This window comes from Microbacterium gorillae, assembly GCF_000826185.2.
Classification (GTDB): Bacteria; Actinomycetota; Actinomycetes; order Actinomycetales; family Microbacteriaceae; genus Microbacterium; species Microbacterium gorillae.
The window spans coordinates 81,599-99,402 of sequence record NZ_LN648870.1; the positions used below are offsets into that span (position 1 = coordinate 81,599).

The 17,804-nt window shown below is 67.6% G+C and carries 15 protein-coding genes; 4 read left to right on the forward strand and 11 right to left on the reverse strand.

Annotated features, from left to right (window positions below):
* Positions 1-41 precede the first annotated feature (41 nt).
* Positions 42-1,235, forward strand: a complete 1,194-nt coding sequence (gene tuf, locus BN1193_RS00490) for an elongation factor Tu (RefSeq protein WP_040162888.1) — start codon at positions 42-44, stop codon at positions 1,233-1,235.
* A gap of 66 nt (positions 1,236-1,301) precedes the next feature.
* On the opposite strand, the gene BN1193_RS00495 is transcribed toward tuf, so the two are convergent.
* The 5 genes from BN1193_RS00495 to BN1193_RS00515 form a co-directional block, all read right to left on the reverse strand.
* On the reverse strand, positions 1,302-1,664 hold the full coding sequence (locus tag BN1193_RS00495) for an SGNH hydrolase domain-containing protein (RefSeq protein ID WP_141396590.1): 363 nt from the start codon (positions 1,662-1,664) through the stop codon (positions 1,302-1,304).
* A gap of 285 nt (positions 1,665-1,949) precedes the next feature.
* Positions 1,950-2,720: an SDR family NAD(P)-dependent oxidoreductase gene (locus BN1193_RS00500; protein WP_040162893.1), complete on the reverse strand. Its 771-nt coding sequence runs from the start codon at positions 2,718-2,720 to the stop codon at positions 1,950-1,952.
* Complete coding sequence (locus BN1193_RS00505) at positions 2,717-4,213, reverse strand: MFS transporter (protein ID WP_094770187.1); 1,497 nt, start codon at positions 4,211-4,213, stop codon at positions 2,717-2,719. Before BN1193_RS00505 ends, BN1193_RS00500 begins: the two co-directional genes overlap by 4 nt.
* A 4-nt stretch (positions 4,214-4,217) precedes the next feature.
* The gene (locus BN1193_RS00510) at positions 4,218-4,802 is read right to left on the reverse strand and encodes a TetR/AcrR family transcriptional regulator (protein ID WP_040162898.1); all 585 of its coding nucleotides are present in this window, start codon (positions 4,800-4,802) and stop codon (positions 4,218-4,220) included.
* Between the two features lie 273 nt (positions 4,803-5,075).
* Entirely contained in the window at positions 5,076-7,115 is a 2,040-nt protein-coding gene (locus BN1193_RS00515) for an acyltransferase family protein (protein WP_094770188.1), read from the reverse strand.
* A 94-nt stretch (positions 7,116-7,209) separates the two neighbouring features.
* Here BN1193_RS00515 and BN1193_RS00520 point away from each other — a divergent pair, with 94 nt between their 5' ends.
* Both BN1193_RS00520 and BN1193_RS00525 read left to right on the forward strand, forming a co-directional pair.
* On the forward strand, positions 7,210-7,749 hold the full coding sequence (locus tag BN1193_RS00520) for a VanZ family protein (RefSeq protein ID WP_195907774.1): 540 nt from the start codon (positions 7,210-7,212) through the stop codon (positions 7,747-7,749).
* Positions 7,750-7,819: 70 nt separating this feature from the next.
* Complete coding sequence (locus BN1193_RS00525) at positions 7,820-8,374, forward strand: VanZ family protein (protein ID WP_195907775.1); 555 nt, start codon at positions 7,820-7,822, stop codon at positions 8,372-8,374.
* Positions 8,375-8,381: 7 nt separating this feature from the next.
* Here BN1193_RS00525 and BN1193_RS00530 read toward each other — a convergent pair whose 3' ends face one another.
* Entirely contained in the window at positions 8,382-9,857 is a 1,476-nt protein-coding gene (locus BN1193_RS00530; RefSeq protein ID WP_052460293.1) for a sugar transferase, read from the reverse strand.
* Positions 9,858-9,875: 18 nt separating this feature from the next.
* Entirely contained in the window at positions 9,876-11,042 is a 1,167-nt protein-coding gene (locus tag BN1193_RS00535; protein ID WP_040162910.1) for a nucleotide sugar dehydrogenase, read from the reverse strand.
* Between the two features lie 94 nt (positions 11,043-11,136).
* Here BN1193_RS00535 and BN1193_RS00540 point away from each other — a divergent pair, with 94 nt between their 5' ends.
* The gene (locus tag BN1193_RS00540) at positions 11,137-13,488 is read left to right on the forward strand and encodes a glycosyltransferase (protein ID WP_052460294.1); all 2,352 of its coding nucleotides are present in this window, start codon (positions 11,137-11,139) and stop codon (positions 13,486-13,488) included.
* A 2-nt stretch (positions 13,489-13,490) separates the two neighbouring features.
* On the opposite strand, the gene BN1193_RS00545 is transcribed toward BN1193_RS00540, so the two are convergent.
* The 4 genes from BN1193_RS00545 to BN1193_RS00560 form a co-directional block, all read right to left on the reverse strand.
* Entirely contained in the window at positions 13,491-14,516 is a 1,026-nt protein-coding gene (locus tag BN1193_RS00545; RefSeq protein ID WP_040162913.1) for a polysaccharide pyruvyl transferase family protein, read from the reverse strand.
* A gap of 44 nt (positions 14,517-14,560) precedes the next feature.
* Positions 14,561-16,168, reverse strand: a complete 1,608-nt coding sequence (locus BN1193_RS18105) for an ABC transporter ATP-binding protein (RefSeq protein WP_195907776.1) — start codon at positions 16,166-16,168, stop codon at positions 14,561-14,563.
* Between the two features lie 10 nt (positions 16,169-16,178).
* Positions 16,179-17,024 carry an ABC transporter permease gene (locus BN1193_RS00555; RefSeq protein WP_040162921.1) on the reverse strand — a complete coding sequence of 282 codons (846 nt, stop codon included), beginning with the start codon at positions 17,022-17,024 and terminating at the stop codon, positions 16,179-16,181.
* A 128-nt stretch (positions 17,025-17,152) separates the two neighbouring features.
* Entirely contained in the window at positions 17,153-17,788 is a 636-nt protein-coding gene (locus tag BN1193_RS00560; RefSeq protein WP_141396592.1) for an acyltransferase, read from the reverse strand.
* Positions 17,789-17,804 lie beyond the last annotated feature (16 nt).

Sequence of the window (17,804 nt, forward strand, 5' to 3'; positions counted from 1 at the left end):
AGTGCCCGGAATCTCTACACGAATGTCCTGAGGAGGACCCCGTGGCTAAGGCCAAGTTCGAGCGGACCAAGCCGCACGTCAACATCGGAACGATCGGTCACGTCGACCACGGCAAGACCACGCTGTCTGCCGCGATCTCGAAGGTGCTCGCTGACAAGTACCCGTCGGCCACCAACGTTCAGCGCGACTTCGCGTCGATCGACTCGGCTCCGGAAGAGCGTCAGCGCGGTATCACGATCAACATCTCGCACATCGAGTACGAGACCCCGAAGCGCCACTACGCGCACGTTGACGCCCCGGGTCACGCTGACTACGTCAAGAACATGATCACCGGTGCGGCTCAGATGGACGGCGCGATCCTCGTGGTCGCCGCCACCGACGGCCCGATGGCGCAGACGCGCGAGCACGTGCTGCTGGCCAAGCAGGTCGGTGTCCCGTACCTGCTCGTCGCGCTGAACAAGTCCGACGCGGTCGACGACGAGGAGATCCTGGAGCTCGTCGAGCTCGAGGTTCGCGAGCTGCTGTCGTCGCAGGGCTTCGACGGTGACAACGCTCCCGTCATCCAGGTCTCGGCGCTGAAGGCGCTCGAGGGCGACGAGAAGTGGGTCCAGTCGATCCTCGACCTGATGCAGGCCGTCGACGACAACGTTCCGGACCCGGAGCGTGACCGTGACAAGCCGTTCCTGATGCCCGTCGAGGACGTCTTCACGATCACCGGTCGTGGCACCGTCGTCACGGGTCGCGCCGAGCGTGGCACGCTGAAGATCAACTCCGAGGTCGAGATCGTCGGCATCCGCCCGACGCAGAAGACCACGGTCACGGGTATCGAGATGTTCCACAAGCAGCTCGACGAGGCCTGGGCCGGCGAGAACTGTGGTCTGCTGCTTCGCGGTACCAAGCGCGACGAGGTCGAGCGCGGCCAGGTCGTCGTGGCGCCGGGTTCGGTCACGCCGCACACGAACTTCGAGGGCACCGCGTACATCCTGTCCAAGGACGAGGGTGGCCGCCACAACCCGTTCTTCACGAACTACCGCCCGCAGTTCTACTTCCGTACCACCGACGTCACCGGCGTCATCACGCTGCCCGAGGGCACCGAGATGGTCATGCCCGGCGACACCACCGACATGACGGTCGAGCTGATCCAGCCGATCGCCATGGAGGAGGGCCTCGGCTTCGCCATCCGTGAGGGTGGTCGTACGGTCGGTGCCGGTACCGTCACCAAGATCATCAAGTAAGTTCTCTTACTCGCGAAGCGGGTCGGGCCTTCGGGTCCGGCCCGCTTCGTGGTTCCCGGGAGCGCGTCAGCGCGCGCTGAGGGCGTTGCGGATCTGGTCGGCGAGCCAGGGGTAGGCGGTGCGGGCGAAGGCGCGGGCCAGGTGATGGCCGTCCGCGTAGACGATCGTGCCGCCGATGATCATGTGGCAGGTTCCGTCCGGACAGACGAGCTCCCACGGGTCGATGATCGTCGCGCCGGCGTCCCGTCGGTGTCGCGGGCGGCGACCGTGGCCCAGCGGTCCACCGTCTTCGGCGTCCAGGAGCAGGCGTCGTGGCTGGCCGACCCAGCCGAGGCCGCCGGATCGCCTGCGGCCCGTGAAGTGTGCTCGCTCACGGTGGCGCCTCCCGCGAGGGAGGTGCGCCACCAGCACCCAAACCACGACGCGCACCAGCACGCCCCTGAACCCGCCGCCCATCGCCAAGCGCGGCACCCAATACCGCGCCCAATGCGCGGTCCTGTCGGCTCGGCACGGCCAGAAGGCCGTCCTGCGGCTCTACCGGCGACTGACCCGGAGCCGAGAATCATCCCGGCGCGGCGGTCGAAAGAGGCGCGCCCGAGTCAGATGGATCGCCTCACACAACTCCTGCGGCGTCCACGGATACGCAGGATCGCGGCGCATCACGTCGGCGGCCTCAACGACATGGCGATGCGTCACGCCTCGTGCGCCTGTCGGTCATGCGGTCGCGCCTCCGTCGAGTACGAGATCGTGACCGACGACGAATCCAGAGGCGGGCGAGGCGAGCCAGAGCACGGTACTGGCGATCTCGTCCAGGCTCCCGACCCGGCCGATCGGGAGCGCCGTGGTGAGGCGTTGGTCGCGGCCGGCGATCGTCTCTCCGGGCCGGACGGACATGGGGGTGTCGATGGGGCCGGGGCTGATCGCGTTGATCCGAATGTTCTCGGAGATGTACTCCCGCGAGGCGGTACGAGTCAGCGCGCTCACGGCTGCTTTGGTGGCGGCGTATGCGCCCATGCCGGGCCGAGTGGAGTGCGCGCCGATATTGGACGCGATGTTCACGATCACTCCGCCACCGGTGCGGCGGAGTTGGTTGATCTCGTGCTTCATCGACAGCCACACGCCGGTCAAGTTGGTCGCGACGATCCGGTCCCAATCGGCATCGTCGAGGTCCGCGACCGGGCCGGGCGCGTTGACCCCAGCGTTGTTGACCGCAATATCCAGCCGCCCGTGACGATCCACCACCTGCCGGATCAGATCGGAAACCTGCGCGGAGTCGGTCAGGTCGGCAGGGATCGCACTCCCGGAACCGCCTGACGCTTCGATCAGCCTGACGGTTTCGTGGAGTGGTTCGGGTCGGCGTCCGGTAACTGCGACGGTCGCGCCGTACTGGACGAACGCGAGTGCGACGGCCCGGCCGATGCCGCTCCCGCCGCCAGTAACCAGCACCGTCTTGCCGTGAAAGCTATCTGCGTGGATCGTGGTCATTGAAACTCCTTCTCAGCGGACTGATCCGGCCGGATAGTCCGGCGTGAACGGTTGATGGTTGGGATGAGCAGCGCCGTGGCGAGGCCCGCGACGGCAAGCAGAGCAACGGCCGCGGCTCGTAGCGCGGCGCTATATCCGTCCGCGACGGCTACCGGACTGCCAGTGGTGCCGGTGACAGCCGAGGCAAGGGTCACCAGGAGCGCGACGCCAACGGTCGGGCCGGTCTCCATCGCCAGATTCGTCAACCCGGCAACAGAGGCTGCGTCCCGCTGAGGCGGGTCGCTGACAGCCGTGACGGTTCCGGCCGCGAACGCGACCCCAGCCCCGGCAGGGAAGATCAGTAGCCCAGCCAAGATCGGCCCGGCATAGGTACTGCCGACGGCCAGAGCGCTGAGGAGCCCCAATCCAATCGCGGCGGCGGTGAGCCCCGCGATCAGGCTGGCTCGCGAGCCGAAACGGCGGAGCACCGTTCCAGCCGTGACGGCGGTCAGGGCGAAGATGACGCCCAGCGGAGCGAGCCGCGCGGTGGTCCCCAGCGGGGGGCGATCTTGGACTTGCTGGAAGTACAGCGAGCAGAACAGCGACACTGCAGCGGTGGCCGCCGATGTGATCCAGATCGTCACCAGCCCCGCGACCCGGCATCGATTACGCAGCAGCGGCAAATCGACCAACGGGGTGACTGCCCGTCTCTCGATCACCACGAACCCCGTCAAAAGTACGAGTCCTGCGAGGACCGGGCCGGTCACTGATGGTGAGGTCCACGGACGGTCAGCGGTCTGGATCAGCCCGTAGCTCAACGCGACGACCGCACAAGTGATCGCGGCAGCGCCAGCAATATCAAGGCGCGCATCTGTCCGTCGCCTGGGGGCCGAAGGTACGAGCAGCCAGGTCGCGATGAACTCGGCCGCTGCCGCCATACCGACAACCAGCAGGCACCAGCGCCACGAGACCACGCCGGTCAAGACACCACCAGCGAGAGTGCCGGTCATCGCGCCGACGCTGGCAAGCACGCCCCAGGTCGCGAGCGCCCGCCCGCGTGTCCGCTCGTCAGTGAAAAGAACCGGGAGCAGACCCATCGCGGCCGGTGCAGCGAGCGCGGCACCCACGCCTTGCAGGAGCCGGGCCGCGATCAAGACCCACCAGCCCGACGCCAGCCCACCAGCGAGCGATCCCGCCACGAGCACCACCAGCCCGGCCAGCAGGCACCGGCGTAGTCCCCAGCGCTCACCGAGCCGTGCGCCAAGCAGCAACAGGCCGCTGAGCGAGAGCCCGTAGCCGGTGTTGACCAGGATCGCTTGCGCCTGATCCAACCCCAGCCCGCGGCGCAGGTCCGGCAGCGCGACCACGACGATCGTAATCGCCGCGATCAACGTCACCTGCACCGCCGCGAGCACCGCGAACGCCACCCACCGCGACCCTGTGCGAACACCCACATTCAAGAACGAACGATCTAATATTAGGGCATGAGAAGCCGCCGCCGACCGACCTTCCATGCGATCAGGCCCCGAGGACCAACGAGAACTGCGCGAGCGCGTCACGCACCAGCGGGAGGCTCGGGTCAGCCTTGCCGACGACCCGCAAGCCCTGAAGGAACACGACGACGAACCGCGCAAGCGCCCGAGGATCGCTCCCGCCTGGTAGCTCGCCTTCGGCCTTTGCGCGCGATAGCGCAGCGGTCAGCGCGACCTCCAAGGTCTGCCAGCTCGCTCGCACCCGCAGTGCCGCCTCATCATCACCCGGCAGCCGCTCCACCGCAGTGTTCACGACCAGGCAGCCCCGAGGCTGTTTATCAGCGATGATCTCCGCGCCGTACTCCGCAACGAACGCCCGCACCGCCGCCAGCGGAGACCCCGCCGCCGACAGACGCTCCACCACCACCGGGTCGCGGCGTTCCGTGTAACGATCGAGCGCCTTCAAGTACAACGAGTGCTTGTCCCCGAAAGTCGCATACAGACTCGCGCGCGCGACACCCAGCTCGTCCACAAGGTCGGACATCGAGGTCGCCTCATAGCCTCGCTGCCAGAACAGCGACATCGCATCATCCAGGGCCTTGTCCGGGTCAAACTCCTTCGTGCGCGCCATACCCCCAGCGTAGCCCAATACAAGACCGAACGATCCAGTATCTGCGTCTCGACCGACCAAACTGAGACACAGCGAACGGCGCTGCTGGCCAACGCGGTAAGCCCGACCTGAAACCACCACTTCGCTCACACGAAAAAATCATGGCCTCTCGCCCGTGAGGGTGGTCGTACGGTCGGTGCCGGTACCGTCACCAAGATCATCAAGTAAGTTCTCTTACTCGCGAAGCGGGTCGGGCCTTCGGGTCCGGCCCGCTTCGTGGTTCCCGGGAGCGCGTCAGCGCGCGCTGAGGGCGTTGCGGATCTGGTCGGCGAGCCAGGGGTAGGCGGTGCGGGCGAAGGCGCGGGCCAGGTGATGGCCGTCCGCGTAGACGATCGTGCCGCCGATGATCATGTGGCAGGTTCCGTCCGGACAGACGAGCTCCCACGGGTCGATGATCGTCGCGCCGGCGTCCCGAGCGGCGACCGTGGCCCAGCGGTCCACCGCCTTCGGCGTCCAGGAGCAGGCGTCGTCGACGTCCTCCCGCTCGACGCACATGGGCGCCTTCTCCATCTGATCGATGTGCCCCCACTCATGCTGCGTGCCGGGCAGGTCGCGCATGAAGATGACCTGCTTGCCGGCGTCCTGAATCCGGCGCATGAGGTCTGCGGCGTGCTCCGGCGCCTCCTCGTGCTCCTCGAACCGGCCGGCCAGGATCACGGCGGAGGTCGTGGGGTCGCTCAGGATATCGTCGAAGGTGTCGTCCAACCACGAATCGCACGCGGACTTCTTCTCGTCCGCACCGTCGTACGGTGGCGAGAACGGGGAGCAGGAACCCCGGCTGTACACGCTGACCGACCAGCTGTTCTCGATCGCCGCCAGGGCCAGGGGGAGTGAATACTGGTCGGCGTGCGAGTCGCCGACCAGGGCGAACCGCGCGGTGACGTCCGTGGGCTCGACGCCGAGTTCACAGTGCATCTCGGATCGCTGGCCGGTCTTCTTCCAGTTGCAGGCGACTTCGTCGGAGCTCTTCAACCCGTAGCTGTCGTTCAGCGTCACGGACGGCGCGACCGTGTCCGTGAGAGCGAACGGGTTCGTGCAGCTGTCGTGCGTCAACGCGAAGGCCCCGAAGCACGAGGACGGGTCGCGGGCGAGGTCGTTGGTCCGGGTGGACAGGGCGGCATCCCGGCTCTGCTGGACGGCGGAGGCCGGCACGGCGATCCCGAGCACGACGAGCATCGCGACCGCGGCGCCGGCGAAGGTCGGCAGGCGGCGCTTGAGCATGCCGGGAGCGTGGCGGATCGGGTCCTCCACGTACTTCTTCGTCAACCACGCCAGCAGCAGCGTCAGAGCCCCGATGAGGATGGCCAGGGGCCAACCGGGGCGCGTGCCCAGGATCGCGGTGGCGACGATGATCAGCGGCCAGTGCCACAGGTAGGCGCTGTAGCTGACGTCACCGACGAACTGGATCGGACGGGGGCTCGCCAGGCGCTGGGGCGCCCACGGATTCTCGTCCGGACCGCTCCAGAGCAGGTACGCGGTGGCCCCGACCGGCAGCAGAGCGATCCACCCGGGAAACGGGGTCGTGCCGGTGAACAGGACAGCGCAGGCGATCACGACCGCCAGCGCCACCCAGGAGGCGCCGGCACGCACCGGTGCCGGCATCCGGCCGGCGGCGGCCGGGAGCAGAGCGACGAGGCCGCCGAGCGCGAACTCCCACGCGCGCGTCGTGGTGATGAAGTACGCCGACGACGCCGAGGAAGCGGTGTGGACGACGGAATACGCGTACGACGCCGCGCAGACGATCACGAGAAGGGTGAGCAGCGCGGTCCGTGGCCGGGCGCGGAACCAGCGCCGACCGAGCCACACCGCCACGATGATCAGCAACGGCCAGATCACGTAGAACTGCTCTTCGACGGACAACGACCAGTAGTGCTGGGCGATGGAGGGCGTGTTGTCCTCGGCCAGGTAATCGACCGAGTTGGCCGCGAGGAGCCAGTTGAGCACGTAGGTCGCGGCCCCGATGATCTCGGCGTCATTCTGCGCCCGAGCCGTTCCCGGGAGGACGGTGATGACCGCGATGGCACTGACCGCGAGCACGAGGAGCGCGGCCGGCAGCAGGCGCCGCACGCGGCGGGCCCAGAACTCGACCGGCCGGATGCGGCCGTCCTTCTCCACCTGCCGCAGCAGATGCGAGGTGATGAGGTAGCCGGACACCACGAAGAAGACGTCCACGCCGATGTAACCGCCGGTGAGCGCCGCCGGGAACAGGTGGAACGCGACGACCAGCACCACTGCCAGCGCACGGAGTCCTTGAACGTCCAGTCGATGTCGCATTGGGAGCCGACCCTACGCGATCAGGCTGAACGCCCTCGAATCGGCGCAGTCCCAGGTGTGGACTCTTATGCTTGCCGAGGCGATGGGAGGCGATGTGACCGACGAGATGACGCGGTTGCTTCGGGGCGGACGAGCCCCCGCGGTTCGTCGACCCCCGAAGAGTCATCTGCGCGCGTGGGTGGCCGGCGTCGGCCTGCTCGCCTACCTCGGGGTGGTCCTCGCCGCCACTCTTTCGCCCACGCCCCTGGACAAGGGATACGGCGGCGCGATCGACAAGGTGCTGAGTGTGGGATACCGCAACGGCCTGCCGGCATGGTTCGGCTACGCCGAGCTCGAGTTCCTGGCGAACGTCGCGATGTTCATTCCCCTGGGGTTCCTCCTGGGACTGGTTCTGCCGCGCCGCGGGATCTGGGTGGGGATCCTGCTGCTTCCGGCGTTCTCCGCCGGCGTCGAGGCCTGCCAGGCGATGTTCCTGGCCGCGCGCTTCGCGACGATCGGGGACGTGATCGCGAACAGCATCGGCGGGTGGGTCGGGCTCCTGGCCGCGGTCATCATTCGCGCGCTCGTCTATGCTCGCGATCAGAAAGTCATCGCGCGGGCCCTGCACGATGCCCGGTTCGGGCCACCGCGCTGAACGCGCGCGGGTACGGTTGGTGAGCGTGGCCGACGCCCCGGCCTCCGGCCGGTGCGGGTCGGCTGCGCAGATGAGGGAGAGCAACGTGTCCGACGGTGAGATCACGCCGTCCGCGACGGACCGCGACGGCGACGGGCCGCCGCGGAAGAGCCGGCTGCGCGTCGGGGTCTCCAGCGTTCTGCTGGTGATTCTGTCGGCCGTGATCCTGGCGATCACGCTGCGCCCCGTTCCGGTCACGGAAGGCAAGGGCGAAGCGATCACCAAGGTGCTCCAGGTCGCGCACCAGGCGGGAGCCGGCCGGGCGTTCGACTACGACGCGCTGGAGTTCACGGCGAACATCGTGATGTTCCTCCCCTTCGGATTCCTTGTGGCGCTGCTGCTGCCGTGGCGGCGGATCTGGGTGGCGCTGCTGCTGGTCACCGCCTTCTCCGGCGCGATCGAGCTGACCCAGACGATCTTCCTCGCCCAGCGCTGGGGAACGTTCGAAGATCTCCTGGCGAACTCGATCGGCGGCTGGATCGGTGTCGCCGTGGCGGTCGTGCTGCGCGCGCTCGTCCGCCGACGCGACCGGCAGCTGCTCGCGCGGGCTGCCTACTTCGCCGAGCGCGGGGAACCGCTGCGCTGACGCGGCGTCAGTGCGCGGTCTTGCCGGGGGCGAGGACGGTCTTGAAGGTTCGGAACAGGATCAGCAGGTCCTGAGCGAACGACCAGTTCTCGACGTAGTAGAGGTCGAAGCGGATCGAGTCCTCCGGCGAGAGCTGGGAGCGGCCGTTGACCTGCCACAGCCCGCTCATCCCCGGCTTGACGCGCAGGCGGCGTCCGTCGTCCAGGTCGTAGAGCGCGACCTCGTCGGGGCGCTGCGGACGCGGACCGACGAGGCTCATCTTCCCGACGAGGACGTTGAGCAGCTGGGGGAGTTCGTCGATGGAATGCCGACGGATGAACCGTCCGACCTTGGTGATGCGCGGGTCGTCGGTGACCTTGAAGAACGGTTTGTTCGCCGAGCCCTGCAGGTCCAGGAGGCTGGCCAGCTGATCGTCCGCACCGTGGACCATCGAGCGGAACTTGAGCATCGCGAACGGTTCTCCGTGCCGCCCGATTCGCTGCTGCGTGTAGAAGATCGGGCCCGGCCCGTCGACGCGGATCGCGATGGCGGTGGCGAGCATGACCGGGGACGTGACGATCAGCAGCGCCGCCCCCGCGAGGATGTCGAACGTGCGCTTGGCGACGCGGCGGTATCCCTCGAGCCGCGGGAAGTCCACGTGGACGAGCGGCAGACCGGCCACCGGGCGTGCGTGGATGCGGGGCCCGGCGACGTCCGTCAGCGCGGGTGCGACGACCCAGTTGACGTCGCGGTCGGCCATCGCCCAGCCGAGTCGGCGCATCGTGGTGGGGTCGAGCTCGTCCGCACCGCCGACGATGAGTGTGTCGGCTCCGACGTCGTCGATCGCCTGCGCGGTGTCCTGCATCGCACCGAGCACCGGGAGGTTGGCGACGTCGTGCGGTGAGCCGTTGGGGGTGATCGCACCGACGATGACGTACCCGCTGCCGTGTGCGCGCCGGATCGACCGCACGATGTGCGCGATCTTCGCGCGCTCACCGAGCACGATGGCGCGGAAGACGAAGTCCCCCTCACGCTGGCGGCGGCGCAGCCACTGGCGCCAGATCCAGCGACTGAGCAGCAGCGCGACGAGGCCGACCGGGAACGCGACCAGCAGCAGGAGGCGGGAGATCTCGATGCGTGCGAAGAAGCACACGCAGACGACGACGGCGAAGGTGAAGATCGTGGCGCTGATGATGCGGCGGTACTCGCCGACGTCGTGGCCGACGATGTGCCGGTCGCGGGACTCGAACAGGTCCAGCGCGATCAACCAGAGCACGCCGATCACCACGAGCGGGACGGCGTACGGCAGGGTGGGGCCGCTGTCCCATTCGAGCATGACGTTGCGCAGCACCGTGACGCCGAAGACGAGCAGAACGAGGGTGATGATGGCCGCGTCGGTGTAGATCAGACGGCTCGCGTATCGGCGCTCCCACGTGACCACCCGACGCCGCTCGAGCGCATCCGCCCGAGGCGGGTGCGAGGAGTCAGCGTGGTCCGCGGTCATGGTGTCGGCGGGCGGCGGTCAGTCGCGACCGTAGATGTCGCGGGTGTAGACCTTCTCCGCGACATCGGCGAGGACGTCGTGCGAGCGGTTCGCGATGATGACATCCGCGCGGGACTTGAACTCGTCCAGGTCGGCCACGACCTCGGAGTTGAAGAAGTCACCCGCGTCCAGGGTGGGTTCGTAGACGATGACCTCCACGCCCTTCGCCTTGATCCGCTTCATGATGCCCTGGATCGAGGAGGTGCGGAAGTTGTCCGAGCCGGACTTCATGACCAGGCGGTAGACGCCCACCGTCTTCGGGCCGCGGCGCAGGATGTCATCGGCGACGAAGTCCTTACGGGTGCTGTTGGCGTCGACGATCGCGGTGATGAGGTTCTGCGGGACGTCGGAGTAGTTCGCCAGCAGCTGCTTGGTGTCCTTGGGCAGGCAGTAGCCGCCGTAGCCGAAGGACGGGTTGTTGTAGTGCGAACCGATGCGCGGGTCGAGGCCGACGCCCTCGATGATCTCCGGGCTGGACAGGCCGTGGATCGCCGCGTAGGTGTCGAGCTCGTTGAAGTAGGCCACGCGCAGCGCCAGGTAGGTGTTGGCGAACAGCTTGATCGCTTCGGCCTCGGTGGCGCCGGTGAGCAGGACCGGGACATCCGTGTCCAGCGCGCCCTCGATCAGCAGGTCGGCGACGCGCCGGCCGATCGGACCGCGGTCGCCGACGACGATTCGGGAGGGGTGCAGGTTGTCGTAGAGCGCTCGTCCCTCGCGGAGAAACTCGGGGGAGAAGATGATCGTCGCGTCGGGGTGCTCCGCGCTGACGCGCTCCGTGAAGCCGACCGGAATCGTGGACTTGACGACGATCGCCGCCCGCGGGTTGATCCCGAGCACCTGATCGATCACGGACTCCACCGACGAGGTGTCGAAGAACTTCGTCTCCTCGTCATAGTTGGTCGGCGTCGCGATCACGACGAATTCCGCGTCGCCGTAGGCGGCATCGGCGTCGAGGGTCGCGGTCAGATCGAGCTCGTGCGTGGCGAGGTAGTCGCTCAGTTCAGCGTCGACGATCGGGGATACCCGCCGGTTCAGCAGGTCGACCTTGTGCGCGTCGAGGTCGACGGCGACCACCTGGTTGTGCTGTGCGAGGACGACGGCATTGGATAATCCGACGTAACCCGTGCCGGCGATCGCGATCTTCATCCCTCCAGGATAGTTGTTACTTCGCTCCGACCGGGACCGTTGTGCACCGCCGGACGCCGGGGGCGCCACCGCCGGACCGCCTAGAATCGGTCGAGTGAAGCCGGTTCCCGTTCTCTCCATCGTCATGCCGGTCTTCGATGATGAGGCGACGCTGGCCGCGTCCCTGGAGAGCGCGCTGGCCCAGACGCTGACCGACATCGAGATCGTCTGCGTTGACGACGCGTCCACGGACGGCTCCGCGGCGGTGCTGGAGCGCTTCGCGGCGCGGGACGCCCGCGTGCGCGTGGTGCGGCAGCCGCGCAACCTGTCCGCGTTCCAGGCGCGCCGGGCCGGCATTCTCGCGGCCGCCGCCGAGTACGTGATGTTCCTCGACGGTGACGACGAGCTGGTTCCGGACGCGGCCCGTCGCGCGGTCACCGTGGCGCGGGAGACGGACGCGGACCTCGTCGGCTTCGGTGTCACCGTGATCGAGAAGGACGGACGCGACGGCGGATCGTACGAGGGCCGACTGCAGCCGAAGCACGACAGGCTGGAAGGGGCGGACGTGCTCGCCGGCCTCTTCCCGGTCGGCAAGCCGGCCCAGGGACAGCTCTGGCGCTACCTCTTCCGCACCGCCGTGCTGCGTGGCGCGTATGCGCTGCTGCCGGAGGATCTCGTCCTGCCGCGGGTGAACGATCTGCCCCTGATGGTGCTGGTGGCGGCGCTGGCCACCCGGTACGTCTCCACCAACGAGAAGCTGTACCGCTACCACTTCGGTCGTGGCGGCAGCGGGCAGCTGGTGGAGAGCATCGAGCGCGCGGAGTTCTACGTCTCCGCCATTCGTTCGATCGACAGCATCCGTCCCGCGGTCGAGGAGCTCGCCACGCGGCGCGCGGACCCGCACCCGCTGCGTGACGCGTACGAGTCGGCCCGGCTGTCCATCATCGGTTACGTGGCCTCGCAGCTGATCGACAAGAGCGACAGCACGGTGTTGGACGCCGCCCTCGCGCATCTGCACACGGTGGCACCGGCGCAGGACATCATCCATGCGGCGGCGCGGTTCTACCCCCGCATCCTCACCACGCTCAAGTTCCACACGCCGCACCAGCCGCTGGGGGAGCGTCCGGTGCGCAGCGTGCTGCTGGCCACCTCCACCCTGCGCACCGGCGGGGTCTCCGCCGTGCTCGCGTCACAGGCGCGCTACCTCCGTGAGGCGGGCTACCGCGTGACCGTCGTGGCACGCAGCCAGGGCAGCGATCCGAAAGCGGTCCCGGAGGGCGTCGAGTTCGTCGAGCTGACCAAGCGCGACCTGGTCGATCGGCTCGAGGAGTGGGCCGAGATCTGTCGCACGCACGCGGTGGACGTCGTGATCGATCACCAGGTGCTCTACACGCGGTACTGGCCCGAATTCGCGCTGATGGCGCGGTCCGAGGGTGCGGCGACGGTGGGGTGGTTGCACAACTTCGTCGGGCGTCCGATCTACGACGGCAACGACCGCCTCTCCCTCATCGAACAGTGCAGCAACACCCTGGCGCAGCTGATCACGCTCGCGCCCCTGGACGTCGCCTACTTCAAACTGCGAGGGATCGGGCACGCCGCGTTCGTCCCGAACCCGCCCTCACCGATGCTGCTCGCGTCCGCCGAGGAGTCGGTGGTCAAGGCCCCGCCGGCCAAGCGGATCGAGCTGGTCTGGTGGGGTCGCCTCGAGCAGCGCACCAAGCAGGTCCGCGAGCTCATCGAGGTCGGTGTGCAGCTGCGGCGCCTGAACGTCGATTTCCACCTGACCGTGATCGGTCCGGACTGGGACGACCTGACCGCCAAGAAGTTCAACGCGGAAGCGCGGCGCCGGCATGTCGGCGACCAGGTGGTCGCGATCGGGCCGCTGCACGGGGAGAAACTGCTGCAGGCGATCGATGCCGCCGACGCGTTCGTGTCGACGAGCATCATCGAGGGCTATCAGCTCACGATCGCGGAGGCCCAGGCGCGCGGCCTGCCCGTGTTCATGTACGAACTGCCCTGGTTGACGCTGGTCCAGGACAACGCCGGCATCGTGTCGGTCCCGCAGGGCGATGCTCGAGGCCTGGCCCAGCAGATCAGCGAGGTGCTGGCGGACCCGCAGCGCTATCGTCGCCTGTCGATCGCATCGGTCGAGGCGGCCGGCCGTGCGCTGGACTACGACTTCGGCGGGCTGTACCAGGGCGCGATCACCGGGACGCTGCCGCCGGAATTCTCCCCCGAGCCCACGCTGGCTGACGCGGACGATCTGCTGGGGCTGATGGTCTTCTTCGCCGAGCGTGCGAACAAGCGCGGTCGTGTCGCGCAGACGGCCGAGAGCACGGCGGATCCGTCCGCCGCGGGGGCTCGCCTCTGGCAGGCTGCCGCGCCGGCCGGCCGTGAAGCGCTCAAGCGCCTCCCCGGCCTCCGTCCTCTCGCCCATAAGGCGAAGGGCTGGTTGCGCGCGCGCTGAGCTCAGCGGATGAAGTGGATGAGTTTGCGGGACTCGTTCTTCAGACGGTGCAGCGCAGCTTCGTCGTCCTCGGTCCAGACAGCCGTCTCCGCGGCCGCCAGGAAGCGCTTGAGGTCGGCGACGGTCGCGGTGCGGAGGTCGATGGCGCGCTCCGGGTGACCGATCTGCTCGTAGAACCGTCGGGTCTTCTCGCGCACGTACAGGGAGTACGTCGGGATGCGCAGGGAGTAGGCGGTGATCGCGAGGTGCAGGTGGGACGTGAACAGCGCTCGCAGCCCTGCCAGGTGCGGCAGGAAGTCCGCCAGCGCGCGATAGCTCAGCCTCTCCGCCGCCGGGGCGAAGGGGGCGATCTCGGACTTCGCCTCACCGTTGCGAATCAGGACGACGTCTGCGGCGTGGTCGGCCGCGTACGAGCCGAGGGCTCGGACGATCTTCGGCAGTCGTCGATTGCCCTGGACATCCGCGAATCCCTTGACGTCGAACTGCAGCCCCAGCCGGCCGGTCTGCACGGTGGGGAAGTCGAGGAGGTCCGGTGTGAGCAGCGCGAGGTCGGCACCCAGCACGAGTCGCTTGGCGCCGACGCCGATCCCGTGCAGGTGGTCGTAGGACTCCTGGTCTCGAACGCCGACCCTTGCGGCGATGAGGGAGACGCCGTAGGCGAGCAGCTTCGACTTCTCGACGAGCCATGGTCCCGCGCCCACGCTGGTGACGTACACGGTCTTTCCGGCGAGGCGTCCGTCCATTCCGGCGCGCGCCACGATCTCGAGGTACGAGGCCCCCGGCTTCGCGCCGGACGTGTCGCTCATGATCCCGCCACCGCCGACGACGATCACGTCGGCGGTTTCGAAGTGCTTGCCGTACCCCTCGGAGAACGTGGTCCCGAGCCAGGTGCTGTTCTCCTCGCTGAGCCGCGGGATGGTCACCGCATAGCCCTCCTTCTGGAGATGCTTCGCCAGGATCCCTCCGACGAGATCGTCCCCGAAGTTGTGCGCCCGATACGGCCCGACGATCAATGCGTTCTTCGTCATTTGTCTCCGTGGCTGATCGGGGAGGACTCGAAAGGTGTCAGGAACTACCCGGAAGCGGCGGGTGAGGGATCGGTCGGCGCGTCGACGGTCGGATCGGGCTCGGGAACCGGGTTCTCGGTGGGCCCCGGTTCGACGGGCGTTGTGGGATCCTCCGTCGGCACCGGGTCAACGGGCGCCGGATCCTCCGTCGGGGCCGGATCCACGGGGGCGGGCGCCGGAACGACCTCCGCCGCCGCGAGGTCCCGCACGACGACGACCGACGAGGTGACCTGCTGGCCCTGCGCGTTCTGCGTCACGAGGGTGTACATCAGCGCCTCGTTGTAGCAGCCGTAGGTGACCGACTGTGCGGGGACCGATGCCGGTTGGTCGACCAGCAGCGGTTGACTGTTGCTGCCGTCCGGGATCGACGTCGAGATGGAGACCGTTTTCGCGCCCGCGACATCCCAGCTCAGCTGCAACGCCGCCGTGGACTCCGTGGTGTCGCAGTGAATCGTCAGCGGTGATGCCGCGAAGTTGTTGATGACCGGCAGCACGGGCGTCGGCGTCGGTGTCGGGGTGGTGGTCGGCGTCGGTGACGCGCTCTGTTCGAGCGCCGCACGCACTTCGGAGAGTTCGCTTCGATCGGACTGGTTGGCGACGAGCGCGACAGCGGCTCCGGCGCCGACGGCGGCGATGATCGCGCCACCGGTGAGCGAGAACGCGAGGATGCGGCGGCGAGAGCGACGGCGGTCCACCGAACGGTACCGGTCTCGTCGTGCCTTCGTTCGAGGGCTCTCCCCGGGGACGGCCACCGGCTTCGTCGAGGTCGTCTCCGGCACCGTGGGGAGCGCAGTCGTGACGGCGGCCGGCACGGCTTTCGGCTTCGACGCGGCACCCACGGCGACGCTCGTCGGATCCTTCGACCAGCGGGTGTATTCGTCGACGACGTCTTTGATCGGTCCGTCGGCGCGCAGCTCGCCCTTGTGGATCCACAGCCCGCGCTCGCACGCGTCCTTGAGGGATCCGGCTGAGTGGCTGACGATCATCACCAGTCCGGCGGCCTCGCGGAGGCCGCGAATTCGTTCTTCACTCTTCTGGCGGAACCGGCGGTCGCCGACGGCGAGTGCCTCATCCAGGAGAAGGATGGAGTGCGGCCGTGCGGACGCGATGGCGAACCGCAACCGCGCGCCCATGCCCGACGAGTACGTGCGCATGGGGTGGCTGATGAAGTCATTGAGTTCGGCGAAATCCGCGATCTCACCGACCTGGGAGGCGGCCTCTTCGGGCGTGAACCCCATGGCGAGCAGGCCGAGCTTGATGTTGACCTCGCCGGACAATTCCGGCATGAGTGCCGCGTTGACGCCGAGCAGCACCGGTCGGTCGGCCGCCCAGATGCTCCCTTCGGACGTCGGGATCAAGCCCGCGAGGGCGCGGAACAGCGTGGACTTTCCCGAGCCGTTGTGTCCGACGACGCCGACGGACTCGCCTTCGGTGGCCGTGAAGCTGACTCCGCGCAGCGCCGGAACCGAATTGATGTGTCGGCCGGATTGGCCGAGCAGCTTGCTCCGTGCACCGACGGGCTTTCCCGACGAGTAGACCTGGTAGGTGACGTGCGCGTCGTCGGCGACGATCATGGCGCGTCGTCCGCCTCCGGCGATCGCGTTCTCATTCATCAAGAGAGTTTCAGTCACTGAGGCCATACCTCGCTTCGGCCTGCCAGAAGAAGACCGTTCCGACGACGATGGTGACGAGAGCCCACGTTCCTGCGGCGACCCACGCGATGGCCGGGGCCGTGTAGGAACTGAGAAGCACTGACCGCGCGAGGGAGACGAAGTCGTAGGTCGGGATCCAGTGAGCGATCGCCAGCAGCGTGGGGTAATTCGCCAGTGCACCGTCAATGCTGAAGAAGATACCCGTCACGTAGAACAGGACCCGGTTGATGATCGGGATCGCCTGTTGAACATCACGTGCGTGGGTGGACAAGCGGGCCACGATGAGCGCGACGCCGAGGTTGAACACCGACATTACGGCCAGGATCGGGATCAGGAGCAGCCACGACCACGAGATCGGTTCGCCGAACACGAGCATCAGGATGCCGAGGAGCGCCACCACGGGGATCATCCGCATCGCCTGCTCTACGACGACGGATACCGGGAGCAGGATGCGCGGGAAGCCGAGGCTCTGCACGAGCTTGGCATTGCCCGTGATGGCTTTCGAGCCTGCTCCGAAGCAACCGGTGAAGAACTCGAACGTGAACACCCCGACGATGAGGAACGGTACGAAACTGGCCGGGCGCGCGGGCCCGGAGAGCACGAAGTGGAAGATCGCGCCGTAGATCAGCACCATCGACAGCGGCCTGAGGATGAGCCACAGAACGCCGAGCCGATTCTGGAGCAGACTCGACGCCAACTTGTACCGCGCCAGTTCGAAGCCGAACGAACGGCGTCGCCACGCTTCGGCGAGGTAGCGGCCAAGTGGAGGGCGTTGTCCGACCTCGGTGAGGTTGGCAGAGGCGTAGCTCGCGCTCATATAGATTCCCCTCCCCGCTCAGACCGACGGCCGCGAATTCCGCGGCCTCCGAGATTCTAGCGCGCGTCCTCTGAGAGGATCATCTGCCCCAGGCGCCGCAGTGGCTGACCCCTCCTCAGATTGTTCGATCAGATATTGTGCTTGCGCTCCCAGAACAGGCCCTCCCGGACGACCTTCGCCGGATTGCCGGCGATCGCGGCGTTCTCGGTCTCGAATTTCTTCGTCACCACGCTCCCGGACCCCACGATGGTCCCCAGGGGCAGGCGAACATTCTTGTTGATGAGGACGTTCCGCCCGATCCAGACGTGGTCGCCGATGACGATGGACGGGTCGTGAGCGGCGTTGACCATCTCGCCGGAGGCATCGCGGATGATATGACCGTCGCTCGCCTGGATGACCACGTTGGTGCTGATCATGACGTCATCTCCGATCACTACGGACAGCTTGGACTCGTCGCGAAGGAAGATCTGGCCTCCTCCGAACATCGAGAAGCTGTGGCCGATCGTGAGGTTGACATCCACGGCGCCGGCGCCGCCCAGCCACACGACCACGCCGTCGAAGACTCCGCGCTCCCGGCTGTCGTCGATGCGTACCGTCGACCGGTGTCCGAGGATGAGCTTCGAGCCTCGGAACTTCGCGCCCTCATGAATCTCGACCACGCTGCCTTCGCCGCGCCAATCGATGGTGAGGCCCTCGAACTTGTGCTTGGGGTCCACCTCGGTGCGGCTGCCGTCGGCGGCGATTAGAAACAACTGTGATGGCATTCTTTGACTTCCTCTC